Consider the following 22,466-nt stretch of genomic DNA (forward strand, 5'->3'; position numbering starts at 1 on the left):
TTACTGACGATACTCATTGATCGACGCTACGTGGACATTATATAAACGTGGCGTCCTCAGTTGGCGGCCTGTTGGGATACTAACGTTTGGTGGAATGATTCCGCTGCAATTGAAACAGGCGGTAAATGGCTCCGGTTGCGTCACGTTCTGTAATTTCTCGGTGAACAGAGTCGTATCCGCAAGCATTCTTTCACGCTTCCCCGGATAGAGCGCAATAACGGTGTTCAGCGCTCCAACTTCCCCATGAGCCCCTGGTCCTCCAGTTAGTATTGGAATGATTCCATTGGAAGCCTCGATATGTCTTTCGATAAATTCTCGGGTTGGCTGTTGAAGTTCGTACAGGTCGTCCATTGTTCTGCTTAGCGTTGGGTCCAGCCTCAGCGCATCGGCATCTACTTGAAACTGATAGTGTGGGTCGTTTTTCCTGTCTCGGTAATTTTGGGCCAGGTTTTCCATGTAATCAGCCGCATTGCTGATTTTGTAGCTTCCGAAATTCAGTTGGAAATCCTCGCTCGTAGCGGAGCCATTATAATGCAGGTCCACCCCGCGATATCCCGGTGCGCCGTTTTCGTTGGGTTTTGGCTTGGGAAGATTGTAATGCTCCATGATGGCCATATCTTTGTCGCCCGCGTGATCTTTAATAACGCCATAGGAGTGAACAACAATAACGTTGTTGCGTTTTGTCTTGCTAAAACCGGGGCTGGCATCGGGGTCTGCTTCAGGGCCTTGTTTGCCCTTCTTCGCTGGAGAGGGTGGCGCCATCATTTTTTTCGAGCGTTCCTCCCCATCCTGTTTCGTCCATTCGACAGGGTCGATTTCCACCCCTTGGGCATCGGTGATGACCAACCCTTGATGATCGACATACCTGATCGGGTTGTTTCCCACCATGCAATACAAGTTCAACCCATCAACCGCCCCCGCCGGATCGGGACTGATCCAGCGTTGCAACCACGGCGCGTAGTAGCGATGCCCGTAGTAATACAACCCGCTGGCATCGCGTTCCTTGCCGGAGTAACGAATGGTCCGGTAATCGGCCTCCACGGCGGAGCGGGATGCCACCCAAGCGGTTCCTCCGTAGGGCAGGTAACTTTCCTGGCTGATCAGGTCGGCCTTGTCGTCGAGTTCCAGTGAGCTGGAGCCCAGGTGGTCATCAAGGCTATAGCGCAGTTGATTGGCCGCGATCCCGGACGGTCGGCCTTCGGTCCAATGCAGGTAACGCACGCTGCAGCGTCCGGCTTGCAGGGTGATGACCTCCAGGCGTTCGTTATGACGGGTACGGATTTCGAGGCCCGGCAAGTAACGGACTTCCTCAGTGCGGATCATTGCAGCGGCATGGGTTGTCTTGATCTTGCGCACACGTTGACCGCTGCTGTCGTAGGCATAGTGCTCGGTGTCGTCGGCACGGTTTTCGCGCTTGACCAGCACCACGCAATCTAGTTGGTTGCGGCTATTCCACTTCAATGGCTGGCCTGGGCATAGGGCCTGCAGGTTGCCGTTGTCATCGAAGTCCATCGTTGTTTGGGTTGCGTCGTCGCCCTGGCTCCAAGACATGAGGCGATTGCTGGCGACGGCCACGTTCAATGTGCGGGTGTAGTTATTCCCCTCGCGAACATGACGCAGTTCGGTCAGGTTGCCGCCATTGTCGTACGTGTATAGCTCGGTAAAGTTGAACAGTTGCGTGGGGTCGAATGGAATCGTACCGGCGGTAGGAAGGGCGGGAGGGTGCGTCAGTCCGGCCGCCTCACGCCCCGTGGCGCTGGTCAACTGGTAGAGGCTGTCGTAGGTGAAGGTGCTGACGGGTTTTACCCGTTGGTTGCTGTTGAAACGCTCCGGTTGGACGTTGTCGGTAATTTGCAACACGTTCCCCACGGCGTCGTAGGTGTAGTGGAGGTCTTGCAAGGTTTTGCCGGGCGCCGATGCGCTGAGCGAAGTCAGTCGCCCGTTGGCCGGATCGAACACCGCGCGACTCGTCACGCCGTTGCCGGCGGTTTGCGACTCGACTTGGCCGAAGGCGTTGTAGACGAGGTCCTCGACGATCGTTTTCTTGGCCTCGGTGCCTTTTATTTTCAGGCTCGCGGATTTGAGTTGGCCCGCGACATCGAAGGTGTAGTGCTGTTCGTGTCGAGCGGCATCGGTCTGCTGGATGATGTGTCCCAGTGCGTCGTAGGACCAACTCGTTTTGTAGCCTTCGCCCTTTTCAAGTAGACCATCACGATCGTACAAGTCGGTTGGCCAGTCAGGTTGTGCAGCGTCGATCAGCATGTGCCTTGTCTGGCCAAGCGGTTTACCGCATAACGCATATGCCTCGACGATCAACGTGCCCGCGCTGTCGTCGTGGCGAATGAGCGCGCCGCATTGATTGAGCGCCGCCGATTCCTGCGAGCTGTCGCCATAGCTCAAGCACTCTACTTTACGCAGCTCTTTTCCCGCAGCTTGCTCCTCGACTGTGATCAGTCTCAGTTGGTTGTCGTAAGTCGATTGCCAGTGGTTTCCTCGCTGATCCCAACTGCGCAAAATCTGTCCGGCGTCGCCGGGCAGGTTCAGACGCCATCCGGCGTCGACGCTGTTTACTCGCAATGGTTTGCCGGACAGGCTGTAGACGGTCGCAAGATTGGCGTCAGTTGCGTTGGCAAGCCGAGGGTCGCGCTGGGCAACCAGCCGCCCGGCGACGTCGTACTCTTGCCGGCTGGCGCGCATCTGGGATTTTTCGCCTTCCTTGCTTCGGCAGTAAGCGACCTGGCGCACCGGCAGGCTGCGACCATCGACGGCGTTGATGGCGGGAGTCTTGCGATGAAGTCGTGGGCTCATGCCTCACCTCCAACTGTCGGGGCGTGTTCGGCCATGACTTCTTCCAGCGTGTCGTTTTCGTCCTCGTCCACGGTGTACCACGGATGACGGGTCTGCCGGCGCATCCAGGAAAGTCCATTCTGTCTGGCGAGACGGGTGTGGGTAGGGCGGCCCAATGCGTCGTAGAACTGCTGGTCGCAATGGCCGAACTGCCGAAAGGATTTGTCGTTGATGTAGCGATGCTGATCAGCAAAATAGGGACGGTAGATCCGGATCGCCAAGCCCTTGCTGTTGTATTCCACCCGTTCGCTGACGAGCCAGCGCGTTGCGGTGATCTGTTCCAGCGGTTTGCCGTCCTCGTTGAGTGTCAGTTCGCCCTTGGCATCCACGACGTAAGCGATGCCTGATTCGACTCGCTGCTTACTTTGCAGCAGGCGACCAAAGCCATCGAAGCACGTCATGGCGATGCGGATTTGTTTCTGGTCGTCATTGGGGTAACGATCGGCGACCAGTGTGGCAATGTGTATCGGCTCGCGTTTCGACGTACGAATTTCGCGTTTCAGTTTTTTATCGTCGGCAGAAATTACTTCGAGTTTCGACAGCCGGGCGCGAGCCGAGGCGCGAATATGCCCGGTCGGCAGTACATCACCGTTGCTCACACAGCGCGCTAGCCAGTCAGTGTCTTTCAGGGCTGACGCCGATACGTTTCCCATCCAACTGAATGGCGCGTAATAGATGGCGGTGGCGGCGTCCTGCAAAGCGTCCTGGCTTTGCGTGATTGCTTCTGCCGCGCTCCTGGACGATTGCTTGAACGCTGCGACCGGTCTGAAGCCAACAGCGTTGTTGTTCTCGTCGCCGTAAAAGGTGCTGGCCAGTACCTGGCCGAAGGCATCGGCAAGGGCTTCCTGCACCTTACCGTTGGAGTCTTCGACGCGCTGGGGCAGGGAGGTACGGTAATCGTATTGCGCCTTGGTCGTGCAGCCATCAGGCAGTTCGAACCCGGTTACAAAGCAAGTGTATGGGTCGTAGCTGATCTTGGTCACGCCGTGGCTGTTGCTCGGCTGCACGGTCTTGGTCTTGTAGAAGCCTTCCAAACCGGCGTAGGTCGTGAAGCCACTTTTGACTGACCAGAGCGTCTTGGATGAGGTGCTGGCGGGAAGGAAATCGGTCATGGGTTCATAACCGATTTTTTTCAACAGTGCTCCCTCAGGACGAGATCCTTCCGGTAACAGGTCGAAGGCTTGCAGGGCGTTTTCGTCCAGCTCGGCGGTTTCCAAATGGTCAACCAGGGCTTCGAAGCTGGCTTTGCCGTCTGGCAAGGTTCTGTTTGCCGAAGCCTCCTTGTAGCGTGTTACGGACAGGCTGGTGAGAACGGCCTGGGTCGTCCAGCTTGGCTTTGCGACGAGTTCGGAAATCTTCTCAAAAGAAATATCCTTTGGTGCCAGCCCTCCGGCTTCAGTCGCCTTGGGCAGTTTCAACGCGTTTATCCGCTGGCGATAAGGTAAGCCCAGGCGCCACTCCTGAGGCGTTTGCAGGTTGATGAATTCGGCGCGAGTTTGTGTCAGGTGGTAAAACTGTTGCGCCGGATCATGAGCATCCCGCCACCATTGTTGCGGGTCTGGGTCGCTGAACGGCGGGGTGTCGGCAGCCGTTTTGCGTCGGGCGTAGTGGACGTTCACACTGTGAATGACTGCACCGTACTGATCATGCTGCAAATTGATCAGGTGCTGACACTGCGGGTCGTCGCTCTGGCCTTCGTATTGATAACCGATGGATTCCAGCAGCAGGGGCAACAGGGAAGCATAGCGCCGCGGGCCTTGGGGTGCCTGTAGCAGACGGACCCGATAACGGTTTTCCTGGACCGAATACAGCGTCTCGTTTTTGCCTCCTGCGTATGTCTCGCTGCGCAGTAAATGACCGCTCAAGGCGCGGCAGATTTCAAGTCTGGTCGCTTCGTCTGTCGCAACAACCCGTTCGTCCTCACTATTATTTTCGTCGTATCGGCACAGTATGGCTTTACCCAACGCCATGGCTTGCGAATCGGCACCGTGATAGTCGCGTGGGTCCATGTCCATTGCCTGGCCGGTATGAAACCAGCTTTTTTTCAAGCAAGGCTCTGTGAAACCTGGCGAATCGGCATCGTTGGGATTGGTTTCATTGTCGGTTTGGATCAGCAAGCCGAAGCCACGGAACTCCCGTTCGACGCCATCGTAATAACCTTGGCGATAGGTAAACCGCTGGGTCAGGCGATTACCGGTGATCTCGTCCCTCTGGACCAGGCGCGATACCAGATGCAGGGGCATCGGTACATGGCAGGCCAGGGACTCTTTGGCTATGACTCTCGAGGCTTTCTCGTCCAGCCATTCCTGGGCCGAGCTGCGATAAGTGATGCGGTTGGCGGCGCCCATGTTGTTGTAAGTGACGGTCAACAGATAGGGTTTTTCGTCGACAAAACCGTAGTGCCAATGTTGCGCGGGGGTCAGATGCGGCATGCTCAACACCAAGCTGGAGCAACCCAGCCCTTGCAGGTCGACGACGCTTACCTGGCATAAATTGTCGTAGCGCAGGCCGGCCGGCCAGGGCAGCTCAACTGCGGGAGCGAAGCCATTGCCACCGCGGTTCATGAAGATCAGCATTCGATCCGCTTGCAGATAGATCAGGTCGGCGGCACCGGAACCATCCAGGTCCGCGAGACGGATGCGCGAGGCATCGAAGGTGGGGTAGGCGAGGCCCGGAAAATCCAACACGATGCCTTTGCCGAATCGCCCTTGGCCCAGGTTTGGCCAGCACTTCACTTCGTCGTGGCGAATGCGCACCAGGTGTTGCTGGCCACTGCCGAGCAGATCACTGAACGCCACCAGTTCGGAAGGCGACCCGTTGAATACCGGCAGGGCATCGTCATCGTCGTCGCGAGGAACTTCCCGCGCCGCAGCGAAACCATCCTCGCGCTGGTTGGCATACAAGCGAACGCTGCGTGGGCCTATCAGGGCAAGGTCGCTGAGCCCTTCACCCATCAGGTCGGCCAGATTCCCTTTCGGACTGAAGAATTCGCTAGGAAACGCCTGGAAGGTCGCGAAGTTCGACCACTTGCGATCCGCTCCGAGCGAAAAGAAACCGCTGAGCCCCGGTTGGGCAATGATCCAGTCCAGGCGACCGTCGCCTGTGAGGTCACTCAATGTTTGGTGCAGCGTTTTCGCTGTGTCGGTGACAGGCGTCTTGGGCAGCTCCTGCCACTGACCGTAAGCCACGTCATCGGTCTTGGCTCTAGCGCGCATGGGTTCACGGTAATACCAGCCTGCATCGCGTCGATGGAGCACGCCGGGCAAACCTTCACCGTACAAATCCACCAGTTGAAAACCCTGTTCGCCGTCGAGCACGCCCTCAAAACGTTTCCAGGCGCCAACATCGGTCAGGCCGTTGAACTCGCTGTAGCGAAATTCCATGGGAGGACGACTTTGAGGCACTGCTCCGTCGCCGAACGCTTGGTCGTGCGCTGCACTCAGGAGGTTATATCCCAGGGAGGTCTCGCGGTACTCAAGCAGCACACGCCGTACGAGAACAGGATCGGCGCTCAACTCGGGGAAGCGATGAAACATCAATACCTGGCGACATAGGCGATCGGTACGTAGTTCGAAACCGTAGGCAAAGGTGGAAAACGCATCGCTACGTTTTTGCGATTGCAGGCCTGCGTAGGGCGGCTTCTCCTCATGCCCGGTACTTCGCTCCCCATAGTCGAACACCAACTCGAAGTGCCATTGGTCCGGCTTCGGTGGATCTGTTTTCCAAGCGTAAAGGCTGGTGTCGGCCTTCACATTGCCGTAGCGCACATGGCTCAAATAGCGTTGGGCTCCGCCATTTCCCGCGTACACATATTGAATGTGCTCTCCACGCGTATTCAGGCTTTCCTCCAACAGCCACTCACCTACTCGGCTTGCGTCTTTTGGATCTGTTCGTCGCGACTCGGGATTTTTTCCGTAGACATGCAGACTGCCATCGGCCCCGTGCACGAGCCAAAAACCCGGCGTATCCCCATCCGACGACCAATGTTCAATCCGGTCGAAGCTGCTTTCGATTCTTGGCAGGTGGCGCGTCACTGTGTAGGTCGTGCCCAGGTCCAGGTCGTTGTAGCGATTGACTTGAGTTGGACTGATGCCATGTTCGGGCAACCAGACCACGCCGTTGGGGCCGACAATCTCGTCATCGTCGTTATAGGCCGGCACGCCCTTGCTGGTGCGGCGTGCCACGCTGGGCAACGACAATCCCCAGCCCGTGCCGAACACGCCGTTGCCGGCCGAACTGCTGTAATTCAGGGTCAAGGACGGAGCAAAGCCACGCCCGGGAGAAATCGGCAATCCAACCTCATAGGAAGCCGTGCCATGAGCGCCTATTTCGCCCCACCCTTTGCCGATACTGTGGATGGCGCCGCCCCCCTTGGGCAGCGACGGCGCGGTGATCGGCAGTGCGGTTTGTTCATTCATGGCACACCTCCGCCGACCCTGGCCGTGTAGCTCACATGCACGATGACGTCGGTCAGCGAGTCGAGCAGGTCTTTTTGCGCTTCGGGGTTCGGGAAGCTCAGTTGCCACGTGGAGACCGCACCGGTGTATTCGAACGGAAGGTAGCGGTCGTCATTGAAGTTCAGCGTGAACAGGCCGTTGTCGTCGACGCCGGTGGAAAGGGCGATCTGTTGGTTGGCGCGCCAGCCTTCCATGACCCGCCCCGGGTCATCGGCAGACACGAATACTTTGCTGGAGATCTGGGTCAGCGTGGCGCGGATGTTTTCGTAAGGACCCACAACGGTCGGCAAGGAAACGCTGATGGTTTTGATCCGACGCAAGTAGTGCTTCTGATCTTTGTAATCACTCTCGAACAGTTCTTGGGACAGCTCGAATTCGCATTGGCCTTTCTTCAGTTCGGCATGCATTTCCAACCATGGCTTGTTGATCGTTGAAGTCTTGGTCTGGTCTTTCAATAGACGCAATGAAATCGTCTTGCGAATCTCCAGCTCTCGCTGGTTACGGCGCAGATATTCGGCGTGCATGTTCAACAGGCTGAGTTTCAATTGCTCGCCTGCGCCAAGTCCTCGATAGGTGGTATTCCATGCGCCGGGCTGAATGAATCGCGTGTCGAAATCGGCGATTTCGTATTGCCAACATTGCTCGGCGGCCAAACACAGGGAGAGCGTGGTGTCGTAGGCCTGGCGATAGAGGGCGGCAAACTGGCTGTTCAGCCATTGATACAGCTGAGCTCTGGTAAAGCGCTTACTGAGAAAGTCGTAATGAGTCTTGGTTTGGCTCAGGGTTGATTCGGCCAGGCGCAGTTGCAGGCGAGTGGCGGTTTCCTGCTCGGTGAATTGCGCCAGTTGTGCGTCAATCTGGGCCAGTTCGAGCTGTGATTGATCATAGGTGTGTTGCCAATCTTCCCGGCGGCGATCGAATATGGCTTGACGGTCAAGGTCGGCCGCTATCGTGCGGTTTATGATCGCAGCGCTATGGGCTGCCGCAGAGGCCGCGAGCGCCGGCCCCTCCCAACGGCTGCCGCCAAAACTGAGGCCCGCGACGTTTGGAGCCAGCATGAGCCCCGCCGCCGCCACTTGGAAGGCCAAAGCAGCAGCCTCAAACGAACCGCTGGATATGGAGTACACACTGACGTCCATTTCCTTGCGACTTAGGCCATCGTCCAGCAGTTTTTTGTAATGGGTTAAGCGGTTTTGAGCTATTGCCTGGCTGGCGAGCAGCGCCTGGCGATTTTGACGATCGATATTCACTGCTTGGCGTTGCAGGTCGACCGAAATTTTCGCCAGGTTCCAGGCTTGCTGCTGCTGTAGCTCTTGTAGCTGTGCCTGCTCCTTGCGCTCGATCAGCGACAGCAGCGTGGTGCCAAATTGGCTGAGGCTTTCTACTGCGCTCAAGGCCTGGTTGTGCATGACCGAGAACCGATAGTGCGGGATAGCTGTGGGCGGCACCCCTCGAACCGTATTGTCCGAAGTATTCAAGACCGCGGAACTGAGTAACACGCGAGGATCCAGCGGCGCTGCAAATATCGGCAGATGCAGCGGCTTGCCGGCCATATCGAGGTTGTGCCGCAGGTTGTACAGGCGGCTTTCTGCAATGTCCCAGCACTGGAGCAACTGCGGGTGGAACGGTAGGCGTAAATGCGGGCTATCGATGGCTGGCAATGACGCGTGCGAAGTGCCCTCGCGGACTGGCGATAAGGCCTGGGAGTGGGGCTCCGATCGTTCATATTCGCGCAAGTTCTTGTTGGTCGCTTCGCTCAGCGTTTGCAGACTGATGCTCGCCCAATCATCGATGAGTTGAACGATCGGGCGTGGTCCCAACAGATCCAGCACCCGTACGTACCACAGCTTTGCCTCACTGAGGCCGTCAGGGGTCAGTTCGCGGTACGCGGCGTCGCCTCGATTGATCAGGATGTCGAGGTACAGGAAGTAGAGCGCCTTGCGAAAGTGAGCTGGATGACTGAGCGCGATCTGATGAGGGTCGTGGGGCGCCTGGTCGGCATACGAAGGCGTGCTGCTATCGATTAACGGAACGGCCCTCCAGCAGTCTTCTTTGCCGCGGCTTGGATCGAAGACGCGGCGCAACCAGCGTTCGGCCTCGTCATAGCGCTGCTCGGCGTTCAAACGATGGGCGACCAGCCATGGCAAGTAGAGAAACAGTTCGGTGAAGTAGCGGCCGTAAGGGCCGTGGAAGTCCATCCCGTTGTTGACGCCGTCGGGTAGGGTCGGTTCTGGCAAATGTTGTGTCGTCCAGTCGAACAACTCATCCAGGCCGTTCTCTGTACGGCGGATCAGTTCTGCGGCGAACGTGGTGTTCAATCTGATCGGCTGACTTGGTTTGTCAGGGAAAGTGGATGTGGAAAAGTCCAGGAACTGAACAGTTCCCTGACCCCTTATCGATTGTCCGGTGATTTTTGGATTGGCTTTGGAAGGTAAGAAGAGGAGCCCGGGCAGAAAGGCCGCTATTTCTTTATCTTCGTGAACGAGCGTAAAGAGGAGAGAATTTTTGGTTTGAATGCGCTGGTCATTAAAAAACTTTTCTCGGAGCGCTTCATTGAGATGCTTGAATTCGATTTCCGTTTTTTCTGGTGGAGAGTCCGACAAGTAGGGCTGGAAGCTAAGGTCTTTATTGATGCGAATGGTTCCAAGAAAAATGCAGTTGTCGTCGGATGCAGGTTTCGTGTCGGCCTTGGCCCCCAATGTCAGAAAAAGCAGATCCTGCGTGCCGTTGCGATGGTGCTCTGCAACGGTACATAACAACGGCTTGATAGCATTGATATCCTTGCCGTAAAGCGCTTCGTCCTCGCAATGCCGGTGCAGACAAATTCGCGGCGTGCTCCATATTCCATTCTGCTTTTTGAAGCAAAAGCTCAAGCGAAAAAGCGGATGGCTTGTCGCCGATTGCAGCGCAGGGGCATGTGCGGAATCAATGTTGGAGGCTTTCGGGTCCTGATGGATGCATTCCGCCCAGACAACGAACAGACGGTTGTTGAACCAGACAGGACGAATCGTGTGCTCCACCGCACTTTCGGGAATGGGCACATCGGCTTTTTCCCAATCCGACCAGGCATACGGATCCGGTTGATCCAGTTTGGGGGCGATGGCAGGGGGCTGTGGTGGCGGACCGTTCAGCGGGCGTTGCGCCATGTCCAGCGAGCGCCAGAAATAAGTGTTTTCGGTGCGGGATTTGGCGATGAAGTAGTAAGTACTGTTGGCAAAGTCCTCGCCATCGATATAGCCATTGAGAATATTCAAGTTGGCGATTTCTTCGAATCGGGTCAGGTAGCCCATGACCGCCGACTGAACCGCATCGGCCTGGATTCGGTTCTGGTTGAGGGCGTTTTCCAGCTGCTGGAAGTTGTCGCTCTTGCTGCTCCTCAGGGTGGGGTCCAGATAACTTGCCGGGAAATAAAGCAGCTTTTGATGGGCCGCCCAGATGGGGTATTGATGCATCTCGTTGCGCCACGTTTGCAGGTGCTCGGGCGTTATGCCTGCCCGGTCGTAACCGGGCTCCATATTCATCAGGATGCGGTTGATGTATTGCTGAAGGCTGGCGACGGCGCACGCCACGGGCGTGGTGGGCACATCCTGGCTGACCAGCACGTCCAGCAGCCAATATTCATAAAGGTCTCGGGCAGTCTTGAGTCGCACTGCTCCTGGCAAGCTTTTGCCCGGCGCGATCGTGTGTAGGTAGAACGCCAACTGCGCATCGCGCAGGCTTTCATCCAGCTGCTTTTTCATGGCAACGGTCATATTCAATCCTTGAATAAAATGGACGCATCAATGGCACGCCGCGATCAGCCCTTCACCGACGTTTTTCCACTCCTCGGTCGGGCTGTCGCCATTAAGTGCGGCGGCCTTGAGCAGCAGGCTTGCCGACAGGCCAGTACTGATGCAACACGCCTGGCAGCGCATGACCCAATCTACGTCTTGCATCGTGGTGGCGCGTCCTGAAGGCAGTTGCGCTGTCAGGCAACTCACTTGCTCAACGTTCCAGCCCAGCAGATGGGCCAACAGTCCGTTGGCTGTCTCTGCTGAATGTTGTGACAGGTCTTGATTGGTGAGTTGGAAGTAGTGCAACAGGTTCTCTTCTGACTGTGCCTGATGTCTTGCGCAATGACTGAACCGTTCGAGTAGATACAGTGTTTGAGGTGTAAGCGTTCCCGAACTGTTCGAGGCTAACCACGTGGGGTGGTCCATCAATGTCTGTAGCGTGCTGCTGCTCAGATGTAAGTGCTGGCAGGCTTGCGCGGTGCGAAGCACGCGCGCCAGCAACGGGGGGGCTTTGCCGTCAGCTGAGATGATGGCGTCGACAACTTCCTCGGCATTCGTCTCGGCCATTTTCATCACGCAGGGGGAGTACTCGGCGGACAAGTCAGCGATATCGTGCAGCAGTGTTTCTACCAGGCGTGGGTAGTCACTGGTGGATTGGGCGTGCTCTCGAAGTGCGGCCAGTCGGTTTTCCAGAGTTTGATTCAACGGTAAGTCATCTCTGGAAGTGTCGAACAGGCGACACCACGCCAGCACATCGAGAGGGTTTTGCTTGAGCCAGTCCACTGCCCAATTCATCGCCATCAGTACGTCGAGAATGTCGGGGGACGTAGTGTCCAGTGCCCCCGTCACCAACGCCCGACAGAACTTATCCCCACCGAGTAACCGAGCCAGTTCCGTGCACTCAAGAGGCGACAGTCCGAACATCCGTGCGATACGGGCCTGACGGTAGAGCGAGGAGATCGTCGGCAAATCCTGTTTCAAAGGCAGGTATTTTTCAGTCTGTTTCACAAGCAGCAACAACGCATCTTCAGTGATGGTAAGTCCCAGGCCCGCGCCGAGGTAGCTGAGCGTATTCAGGTCGGTGGTTTCGAGATCCGTCGCCTGCCTTTCCCATGCAGGGCTTTCGAGCAGGCGGGTGCGATTGAATACCTGGTCAAACAACGAAACACGCTCTGCGCTAGCGCGAGTCGGCATTTCGCTGATGAACGAGGCAAACTCGTCTGGTGTGATGCCATGGCGCCGCGTCATGTGTTGATAGACCCCAAGCGCTCGCAAGGTATTGGCGCTGAGTGTCATTTCGGTGTTGCCTTCCGAATGCATGATGTTGATGAGCAAGGTATCCAGTTCGGCAAAGGGAATGCCCGTCCATTGCTGCAGTCGGATCATTCGCTGCATGCGGTCGAAACGTTCGAAGGACTTGTGACTGAACCCTTGTCGGGTCGTTTGGGTTTCAAGCTGTAGCGTCGGGGACGCGTAGGGGCCATTGATGTAAGTAGCGTCCTGGCGGTTACGAGTCGAGGGCGGGTTATTGGACGATACACGAGGGCTGTATCTGCCATGCCCCAGTAGCTGCTCGACCTGTTCCGTCGATAGCCCGGTGCGCTCCCTGAAGCATTTGAGGTCTCGCAGGCCTGCGAGATCTTTGGTGCCATAGGCTTCTTCCAGTGCCTCGAAATCTAGATCCGAAGCGAGCGGTGCGAGCAAGATTTTCTGCTGCTGCGGGCTGAGCCTTGAAAGTAGTTTTTGCGCCTCGCTGGGTGGTTGCGAAACGTATCCGTACGGTGAGCCGTCCTGGCAAAACGGAAGCTTGAGACTGATCCGGTAATTCACTTCGCCCAAGGCTGGTTTGCCTGAGCCCAACCCAAGCAGGCATTGCTGATGATGAAGGTCATAGGGCAGTGAAAAGGGATAGCGTGCGCTGGCCAAGGCCTGATGAACCGTTGTGCTCTCATTGAGACTGGCCTCGATATGGCTGCGCAACGTGTCGTTGACGATGTTGAGCATCGGGCGTGGAACCAAGGCGCTCTGTGGATCGAGCATCAGTGTGTCGAGATCCGGTCGACGTGATGCCAGGGATATCTTGCGGCCATCCGTGGAGCTGCCTTCCAGCCGCCTGGCGAACCGGTACAGCGCACGCAGGTAGGCCACAGGCGAGTCGATCGCGGCGATGTCACCGTCTTTGCAGAATTGATCCCAGTTTTCCTGAAACAGCGCTTGATAGCTGATCGGCCCGGATGTCGGGTCTGAACCCAGGCTGCGTCGGACACGGCGCTTGGTATTGCTGGAGGAGAGTTGATGCTCAAGGTATAAGCGACTGATCCTTCGGGCATGGCTCTGCGCGTTGTCGTAGGCCTGCTCGGCATTTGCATCGCAGTACCTGGCGACTTCCTGGGCGAATTGCGCCTTGCTCATGCGCACAATGTCGAACACCGATGTCACGCCCATTTGTTCCAGGGCGGTTTTCAAAGCGGTTTTTGTGGCGTCCTCGCCGTCGTGGGAGCCAACGAGCCTGTGCAACAGTAAGTTGTTGCTTACGTCCATGTGGGGCCTCTCCTGTGCGAACGGAATGTGCTTGTCCAAGCGAAAACCGTACAGGAGTGGGCAAAGAAAGGCGGTAGGACTAGAGGCTGGAGATTTGTACGAAAGAGCGATTTGTGGGCTGCGCTGATGCAAACCCTGTGGGAGCGGGCTTGCTCGCGAAGGCGGTGGGTCAGTCAACTTCAATGCTGGCTGATCTGACGCCTTCGCGAGCAAGCTCGCTCCCACAGTGGGTCATGCAGATATAGAGGCGGGTATTAGACGCGGAAGTGGCTCACCATCATCTGCAGTTGATTGCCCAACCGCGCCAGTTCCACACTGGAGGCAGCGGTCTCTTCGCTGGCGGCGGCGGTCTGTTCGGAGACGTCGCGCACGTTGATGATGCTGCGGCTGATCTCTTCAGCCACGGCGCTTTGCTGCTCGGCGGCGGCCGCGATCTGCTGGTTCATTGACTGGATGTTCGACACCGTGCGGGTGATGTTCTCCAGTGACACACCGGCCTTGCGAGTCAGCGCTACGCTGCTGTCGGTGAGGTTGCGGCTGTTGTTCATCACCGCAGCCACTTGCTGGGTGCCGTTCTGCAGGCCGGCCACCAGGCCTTCGATTTCCTCGGTGGATTTCTGCGTACGCTGGGCCAGGCCACGGACTTCGTCGGCGACGACCGCGAAGCCACGGCCTGCTTCACCGGCGCGGGCGGCTTCGATGGCGGCGTTGAGCGCCAGCAGGTTGGTCTGTTCGGCCACTGCCTTGATCACGTCCATCACCGCGCCGATTTTGTCGCTTTCCTGTTGCAACACGGTCATCGCATCGGTAGAGCGCACCACCTCGCTGGCCAGGCGCTCGATCTGGGCGATGGCTTCGCTGACCACCTGATCGCCGGCGCGGGCTTCGCCGTCGGCGGCGGCTGCGGCCTGGGAGGCCTCTTCGGCATTGCGCGCCACTTCCTGGACGGTAGCGGTCATCTCGTGCATGGCGGTCGCGACCTGGTCGGTCTCGACTTTCTGGCTGTTGACCCCGGCGCTGGTCTGCTCGGTCACGGCGGACAGTTCTTCGGCGGCGCTGGCGATCTGGGTCACGCCGTCGCGGATGCCGCTGATCAGGTCACGCAGGGTCACGCCCATGCGGGCGATGCCTTGTTGCAGCACACCCAATTCATCGCGGCGGGTGACGATAACGTTCTGCGACAGGTCGCCGCTGGCAATGCGTTCAACCACGGCCAGGGTTTCGCGCAGTGGGCCGGTGATCTGGCGCGTGATGATCACGGCGGCAATGACACCGACCAGCAACGCCAGGAGGGTGCTGATCAATTGCAGGGTGCGGGCCTCGGCGCTTTCTGCGTCGCGGCGGTCGAGTTGGATCTGGTACAGCTGCTCGCTCAGGGCCACGATGGTCGCGCCCTGGTCGGTCATTTCCTTGCGTGCCTGCACCACGTCGGCGGTGGCCAGCTTGAAAGCCTGCACAGCGCTGCGGTACTGGGTCAGGGCGTTTTCCAGCTGGCGCAGTTCATCCTGGCGGGTGCTGGAGAAAAGTTCATTCAGTGGCTTGAGCGAAGCGATGGCGGCGTCCAGTTGGGCGATGGCCTTGCGTTCAGTGTCGGCGTTGCTGTTGGCGGTGTAGCCGCGCACTTCATAGCGGGCCAGCATGAAGGCCTGCTTGGCCTCGGTGATGGCCTGGAACTGGGCGAAACGTTCGTCGCTGAGGGCCATCTGGCGCACGTCGGCGTCGATGGTCTCGATCAGCTTGTGGGCGACCTCGGCGTTGGTGCCCATGACATCGCGGGCGCTGTTGCCGGTGCGGTAGGCGCTGCGCATCTTATTCAGGGACACCTGATAGGCGCCGATGACTGCGCTCTGCTCCTTGAGCAGCTTGACGTTTGCCGGGCTCTTGAAGCTGCTGAGCAAGGCGTTCTGTTGCGCCACGAAACCATCGAGGGTGGTCTGCACATTTTGTGCGACGGTCTCGTCACCGTTGGCCAGCATGTATTGCAGGCGAACGACGCGCAGCTTGGTCAGGCCGGCGTTGAGCTGGGTGATATCGCTCATCCAGTTACTGCGATCGATCAGCCCGCCGAGGCTGGTCCAGCTGGTCAGGGCCAGCAGGCAGGTCAGTACCAGCACCAGGCCAAAGCCCAGGCCCAATTTCATGTTGACGCTAATGTTGCCAAACCAGCTGTTCATCAATTCCTCCAGGAACGTTGTGCTGCTTGATCGTCGGTACGCTGGAAGATTGTTGTTGTTAAGAGCCAGCAAAAACGTGTGCAGGCCTGTATCGGCCGCTGGTCCTGGATCTGAAAGTTTTTTTCCGAGTATCTGTGGGAGCAAGGCTTGCCCGCGATGAAGGCGATGCGCTCTGCCACAGAATCGAGGTGTCTGTTTCGCGAGCAAGCTTTGCTCCCACGCCAAGTTTTTTTTCACATCGCTTTCACTGCCTGCCTACGTCGGCCTCTCTACTGTCGCGCCATCGAATCACTGGGTGGATGCCGTCGGGGCGGCTTGATGTGGAACTGAGACTGAGTTTTTTCGGCCTGGCGCGCTCGATCGATACGAGTCGCTTCGCCCGTTACCAAAACACGATGGTCGTGCTGGCTTCGGCGCTGCTGGTCATCCCGCTGGTCTTCTGGCTACTCAGCCCGGCGGCGGTGCCGGACCTGGCCCATGGCAACGTCGCTGGCGCCCGGGCCTTGGCCGAGGGCTGGGCCAAGGGCGAGATGATTGTGCTGGTGCGCCATGTCGAGCGCTGCGACCACTCCAAGGCTGCGTGCCTGAATGACCGCGAAGGCATCACCGACCGCGCCCGTGCCGTTGCGGTGGGCCTCGGTGCCCGGTTCGAACAACTGGGCCTGGACAACGTCGACCTCTACAACAGCCCACGGGTGCGCACGGCGCAGACGGCGGGGTACATGTTCAACAAGGTGAGTGCCGGTGACGATTGGCTATTCAACTGCCGACACGATCTGCTGCGCAATGCCTTGGCCCACAAGGTGGCCGGGCGCAACCTGATCCTGGTCACCCACAGCGAATGCATGCAGGCGATGGAAACCGCGCTCCAGCGCCCGACTTCCTCGTTCGGCTATGGGGCTTCGTTGTTCGTTTCCAGCGCCCGGCCACAAGCGCCACGATTGCTCGGTTTTATCGAAGCCTCCGATTGGCGCTCGGTGACATTCCAATAATTTTCCCCTCGATCAGGACCGCTCATGCTGACGTCTGCTCGCGCCCGTTTCTACGGGCTCAACCTCGGAATTCCCCTGGCCTGTGCCGCCGTGGTGTTCCTGCTGTTCGACCTGACCCGTATCGACATCGCCATCAGCGATCTTTTCTACGACCCGTTGCACCAGGTCTTTGCGTTACAGCACGAGCGCCTGTTCGAGCAAATCACCCACAAATGGGCGAGGGTCATTCCGAACTGGACGGGCGAGGCGGCGATTGTCGGTGCACTGCTGTCGTTTATCTGGCCGCTGTTCAAGCCGGAGAAACACCCCGTATTGCTTCGTGTGCTGGACAAGGCCAGGTTGACCAAACCCCTACGCTTTGCCCACAGGCACCGTCGCGACTTTCTCTATGTGGTCTTCGCCTTTTCCCTCAGCACGGGCGTTATCCATTACCTCAAGGGCCACACCAGCGTGTATTGCCCGGTGGAAACCACCCAATACGCCGGCAAGATCGAGCACAGGGAATGGTTCCAGAATTTCGATCTGCTGAAGGTCGCCGGTGATGGTCGCTGCTGGCCCGGCGGTCATGCATCCGGCGGCTTCACGATGTTGGCGCTGTATTTCATCGCCCGCCGCTACCGCTGGCGGCACTCCAAAGCCGTAATGTATGGGGCGCTGGCCTTGGGGTTTGTCTATGGCACGACGCGAGTCCTACAGGGCTGGCACTACATGTCCCACACCTTCTGGGCGGGGATCTTTGTCTGGTTGAGCTGTTGGCTGATGGCGTTGCTGTTTTATGGGCGAGCGGCCTTGGAACAACCGGTGTCGGGCAACGCCCTTCATCAGCCTGAACGCCAGGCAAAAAAAAGCCCGCTGGGAGCGCGGGCTAAAACCTTAGTTTCTTGAATGAGCGAGGGGACTTTACCGAATCACGCGGGGGCGTAGGGTGAAGAAAAGTTCATGGGGCCGGCGCCTTGCACGACCCCATGTCCTCGGACACTTTTCACCTGAGATCAAACCGATCCAGGTTCATCACCTTGACCCACGCCGCGATGAAGTCGTTGACGAACTGTTCTTGCGCATCCGCGCTGGCATAGACTTCGGCCAAGGCCCGTAGCTGGGCGTTGGAGCCGAAGACCAGGTCGACACGGGTGCCGGTCCATTTGACCTGGCCGGTCTTGCGGTCGCGGGCCTCAAAGATTTCCTGAGTGTCAGAGAGTGGTTTCCATTCCACCCCCATGTCCAGCAGGTTGACGAAAAAGTCATTGCTCAACGTCCCTGGCCGTTGGGTAAAGACGCCGTGCACCGTATGGCCGACGTTAGTATCGAGTACCCGCAGACCGCCGATCAGCGCCGTCATTTGCGGGGCGCTGAGGGTCAGCAGTTGTGCCTTGTCGATCAGCAGCGCCTCGGCAGACACGCGGTACCGCCCCTTGAGGTAGTTGCGAAAACCATCGGCGATGGGCTCGAGAAAACCGAACGACTCGACGTCCGTCTGCTCCTGGCTTGCGTCCATGCGCCCCGGTGCGAACGGAACCGTCACGCTGAGCCCGGCATTTTTCGCCGCCTGTTCAATACCAGCGCTGCCTGCCAGCACGATCAGGTCCGCCAGGGAGATTTTCTTGCCGTCGGATTGAGCGGCGTTGAACGCGCTCCGGACCTTGTCGAGGATCGCCAGCACTTGTGCCAGTTGCTCTGGCTGGTTGACTGGCCAATCCTTCTGCGGGGCCAGGCGTAGGCGGCCTCCATTGGCGCCGCCGCGTTTGTCGGAGCCGCGGAAGGTGGAAGCCGCGGCCCATGCCGTAGACACCAGCTGTGAAACCGTGAGACCCGAGGCCAACAGCTTGCCTTTCAGGGCGGCGACGTCGCTGTCGTCGACCAGCGGATGGTTGACCGCTGGAATAGGGTCTTGCCACAGCAGTTCTTCGTTGGGCAGTTCCGGGCCGAGGTAGCGTGAGAGCGGGCCCATGTCGCGGTGGATCAGCTTGAACCAGGCGCGGGCAAAGGCGTCGGACAGTTGCTCCGGGTTTTCCAGGAAACGCCGGGAGATTTTTTCGTAGATCGGGTCGAAGCGCAGTGCCAGGTCGGTGGTCAGCATCGTTGGGTTGCGCCGTTTGGCCGGGTCGTGGGCATCGGGAATGATGCCCGCGCCCGCACCGTTTTTCGGCGTCCATTGGTGCGCGCCGGCCGGGCTCTTGGTTAGTTCCCACTCGAAGCCGAACAGGTTCTCCAGGTAGTTGTTGCTCCAGCGGGTGGGCGTGGTGGTCCAGGTGACTTCCAGGCCGCTGGTGATGGTGTCGGCGCCCTTGCCGGTGCCGAAGGTGCTTTTCCAGCCCAGGCCTTGCAGCTCCAGGCCGGCGGCTTCGGGCTCGGCACCGACATTATCCGCAGGTCCCGCGCCGTGGGTCTTGCCGAAGGCGTGGCCGCCGGCAATCAGTGCCACGGTTTCTTCGTCGTTCATCGCCATGCGGCCGAAGGTTTCGCGGATGTCCAGCCCGGCGGCGACCGGGTCCGGCTGGCCCTCGGGGCCCTCCGGATTGACGTAGATCAGCCCCATCTGCACGGCAGCCAGCGGGTTCTCCAGATTGCGTCCGTCGTCAGTGCGGCTTTCTTCGTTGCCAGGCTCGGCGACCAATTGGCCTTCGCCGGGATCCTGCATGGCGACTTTGTCGGGCTTGCCGTAGCGAACATCGCCCCCCAGCCATTTGTTTTCGGAACCCCAGTAGACGTCTTCATCCGGCTCCCAGACATCGGCGCGGCCACCGGAAAAACCGAAGGTCTTGAAGCCCATGGACTCCAGCGCGACGTTACCGGTGAGGACGATCAGGTCGGCCCAGGAAATGTTGCGACCATACTTCTGCTTGATCGGCCACAGCAGCCGACGTGCCTTGTCGAGGCTGACGTTGTCGGGCCAGCTGTTGAGCGGCGCAAAACGCTGCTGGCCGGAACCCGCCCCACCGCGTCCGTCACCGGTGCGGTAGGTGCCTGCACTGTGCCAGGCCATGCGGACAAACAGCGGCCCATAGTGGCCGAAGTCCGCCGGCCACCAGTCTTGCGAGTTGGTCATCAGTGCATTGAGGTCTTGTTTCAAGGCCTGGAAGTCCAGGCGCTTGAACGCTTGGGCATAGTTGAAATCCTCGCCCATGGGGTCGGACAGCGAGGAATGCTGGTGCAGGATCTTCAGATTCAGTTGGTTCGGCCACCAGTCGCGGTTCGTCGTGCCACCGCCAGCGGCGTGATTGAACGGGCATTTCGATTCGTTTGCCATGGGAAGCTACCTTTGGTCGTATTCATCCAGCTATCCAGCCCGGCCGGGCTTCGGATAGCGACAGGCGAAATAAATGACACAGGGCGCAGGGCTCACAGTTCGCTCAACTGATCGTGTGTGGCGACACGGCTACGTGCGCTAGTTGCCAGTGCAATGGCCCACGGCAAGCCCAATACGTTTCTGAGCGTTTCGTATCTCTTTGTCAGGTTTCACGGCCGGATTGCACCAGCCTGAATTCAGGCTAGTTCCCCTTTGCCAGATAGCTAATAGGCGCAGTGTTAACGCTCGATAGGGTCAATCTTTTAACGAGGCCAAGCGGTGAGGCAGATGATGGGAACGGTCAACCGATAAAACGCATCACTGTGCGTACCAAGGTCGAAGCCATTCACTTAAGAAAGTGATGAACCCGTGGCGAGGGAGCTTGCTCCCGCTGGGCCGCGAAGGGGCCCCACAATGTTGCGGTCGCTGCGCAACCGAGCGGGAGCAAGCTCCCTCGCCACGGATTTTCACTGCCTTAAATGAACAGTGTTGCGAACCTGCTCGTGCCTTACAGAAGTCTTTTTCCCCTGTGATTGTCGACGCTGTCTGTGAGACGCGTCTCTTTTTTGCGTAGAAAGTTTCCGCTCTCTTGAACCGAAGGCGATATGCAGGGTCTGGTGTGCGCGCATGGCTGTGCGTGCCTGCTGCCATTTCTGTATCGAGGGATCGAACATGTCCGTATTTGCCTTAGGGACGAGGCTAGTCGTCGCGTCGCTGTGTTTTCTAGCGATGAACATTGCCGTCGCCGCGCCAACCCCCGGCGATACGGACCTGATCCGTGAGCGTCAGGACCGGCTGCTCGAAGAGCAGCGCCGACGTCTTGAAGAACTCAAGGACCTGCCTGGCAAGGAGGCGAAGCCGGCCCAGCCCACGGCACCTGTCGATACCCGTTGTTTCCCGATCAAGACCATAGAGCTCAAGGGCGCCGACGCCCTGTCCGAAAGCGAGCGCCAGCGCCTGCTCAAGCCCTTTCTCAACCAGTGCCTGGGCGTGCCGCAGCTTAACCAGTTGCTCAAAGTCATCACCGATCATTACCTGGAAAAAGGCCTGGTCACCAGTCGCGCCTACTTGCCGCAACAGGACCTGTCCAGCGGTCACCTGCAAGTGCTGGTCGTCGAGGGGCGCCTGGAAGGATTGAAAGGTGCCGAGAACAGTAAGCTGTCGGAGCTCGAGTTGGCGATGGCATTTCCCGGCAAAACCGGTGAACTGCTCAACCTGCGTGAAATGGAGCAGATGGTCGATCAACTGAACCGTTTGCCGTCCAACCGTGCACAAATGGAACTGACGCCGGGGCAGAACATCGGCGGCAGCGAAGTGCGGGTCAACAACACCCCGCAAAAACCTTGGCGCGCCGGCCTGTCACGGCATAACGATGGGCAGAAAAGCACCGGCGAGCAGCAATGGGGCGCCTCCCTGGACTGGGACAGCCCCTTGGGCCTGGCTGACCAACTGGCCTTGCGCGGCGGCCACGATGCCGTCAGCGACCATCAGAAAACCTCACGCAATGGCATGCTCTATTACAACCTGCCGTTTGGCTGGTGGAACCTGAGCTACACCTACAGCGAAAGCGAGTACCGGGCGCTGGGCCAGGCCAACGGCTTCAATTTCAAGCAGAGCGGCGACAGCCAGAACCATCAGGTGCGCCTGGAGCGGGTGGTCCATCGCGACGCGGTGAGCAAGACCTCACTCAACACGGGCCTTTCGTACCTGCGCACCAACAACTTCATCGAAGACAGCAAGCTCGCCGAGAGCAGCAATCGCATCAGCGAGGCGCAGTTCGGCATCAACCATGGACGGCGGATTGGCAATGCCTTCGTCAACCTCGACCTGGGCTTGCAACAGGGTATCGGTGCCCTCGATGCCCAGGGCGATCATGAGCCGGATCCTGGCGTGCCGGATGCGCGCTATCGCAAATACACCGCGACCCTCAGCTATTTGCAGCCCTTCATGCTGGGCGGCGAGTCCTTCAGCTTCAGCAGCCTGATGACCGGCCAGCGCAGCGAAGACGTGCTGTTCAGCCCGCAGCGCATGAGCCTGGGTGGCCTGTCGTCGATTCGTGGCTACAAGGACCAGACATTGTCCGGCGACAGCGGCGGCTACTGGCGCAACGACTTGCGCTGGAGTCGTCCGGTGACACTGGAGTGGCTGCGCCCGGTGTTCGCTGAATACGGCACCAGCCTCGGTTATGACCAGGGCGTGATTCGCGGTACTCGCTACAACGGCGACGAGCACGGGCGCATGTCGAGCAATTCGCTGGGGTTGTTCGCCCGTGGTGAACACCTGAACGCCAGCGTCACCTTCGCTCATTCCCTGGAACGTCCGGATGCCCTGACCGAGCGCGAAGCGCCGATCTATTTCCGCTTGGATGTATCCATTTAATTTTTGCTGCAACGAGA

9 protein-coding genes and 1 pseudogene are annotated in these 22,466 nt (G+C 58.6%); 3 read left to right on the top strand and 7 right to left on the bottom strand.

Going from position 1 to position 22,466, the window contains the following annotated elements; all coding sequences use genetic code 11:
* The 6 genes and pseudogenes from J3P85_RS03535 to J3P85_RS03560 all read right to left on the bottom strand — a co-directional run.
* Complete coding sequence (locus J3P85_RS03535; protein ID WP_434704932.1) at window positions 1-2,808, bottom strand: RHS repeat-associated core domain-containing protein; 2,808 nt, start codon at window positions 2,806-2,808, stop codon at window positions 1-3.
* Complete coding sequence (locus J3P85_RS03540) at window positions 2,805-7,265, bottom strand: SpvB/TcaC N-terminal domain-containing protein (RefSeq protein WP_434706320.1); 4,461 nt, start codon at window positions 7,263-7,265, stop codon at window positions 2,805-2,807. Before J3P85_RS03540 ends, J3P85_RS03535 begins: the two co-directional genes overlap by 4 nt.
* The gene (locus J3P85_RS03545) at window positions 7,262-11,056 is read right to left on the bottom strand and encodes a neuraminidase-like domain-containing protein (RefSeq protein ID WP_434704933.1); all 3,795 of its coding nucleotides are present in this window, start codon (window positions 11,054-11,056) and stop codon (window positions 7,262-7,264) included. The genes J3P85_RS03540 and J3P85_RS03545 overlap by 4 nt, the downstream gene beginning before the upstream one ends.
* A gap of 27 nt (window positions 11,057-11,083) precedes the next feature.
* Window positions 11,084-13,618: a Tc toxin subunit A gene (locus tag J3P85_RS03550; RefSeq protein WP_434704934.1), complete on the bottom strand. Its 2,535-nt coding sequence runs from the start codon at window positions 13,616-13,618 to the stop codon at window positions 11,084-11,086.
* A 254-nt stretch (window positions 13,619-13,872) separates the two neighbouring features.
* Window positions 13,873-14,736 (bottom strand): methyl-accepting chemotaxis protein, encoded by an 864-nt coding sequence (locus tag J3P85_RS03555; RefSeq protein WP_411387460.1) that lies wholly within the window; start codon window positions 14,734-14,736, stop codon window positions 13,873-13,875.
* Between the two features lie 42 nt (window positions 14,737-14,778).
* Window positions 14,779-15,792: pseudogene (locus J3P85_RS03560) on the bottom strand (methyl-accepting chemotaxis protein); the annotation flags it as partial.
* Between the two features lie 299 nt (window positions 15,793-16,091).
* Here J3P85_RS03560 and J3P85_RS03565 point away from each other — a divergent pair.
* Window positions 16,092-16,784, top strand: a complete 693-nt coding sequence (locus J3P85_RS03565) for a histidine phosphatase family protein (protein ID WP_434704935.1) — start codon at window positions 16,092-16,094, stop codon at window positions 16,782-16,784.
* A 24-nt stretch (window positions 16,785-16,808) separates the two neighbouring features.
* Complete coding sequence (locus tag J3P85_RS03570) at window positions 16,809-17,669, top strand: phosphatase PAP2 family protein (protein ID WP_434704936.1); 861 nt, start codon at window positions 16,809-16,811, stop codon at window positions 17,667-17,669.
* Window positions 17,670-17,766: 97 nt separating this feature from the next.
* On the opposite strand, the gene katG is transcribed toward J3P85_RS03570, so the two are convergent.
* Window positions 17,767-20,031, bottom strand: coding sequence for a catalase/peroxidase HPI (katG, locus tag J3P85_RS03575; RefSeq protein ID WP_434704937.1), 2,265 nt, complete (start codon window positions 20,029-20,031; stop codon window positions 17,767-17,769).
* A 711-nt stretch (window positions 20,032-20,742) separates the two neighbouring features.
* Between katG and J3P85_RS03580 the strand changes: the two genes are divergently transcribed.
* Window positions 20,743-22,449, top strand: a complete 1,707-nt coding sequence (locus J3P85_RS03580) for a ShlB/FhaC/HecB family hemolysin secretion/activation protein (RefSeq protein WP_434704938.1) — start codon at window positions 20,743-20,745, stop codon at window positions 22,447-22,449.
* Window positions 22,450-22,466: the final 17 nt, after the last annotated feature.

Origin of the sequence: Pseudomonas sp. Z1-12 (assembly GCF_051132015.1) — a bacterium.
In the GTDB taxonomy this organism is placed as follows: Bacteria; Pseudomonadota; Gammaproteobacteria; order Pseudomonadales; family Pseudomonadaceae; genus Aquipseudomonas; species Aquipseudomonas zanjanensis.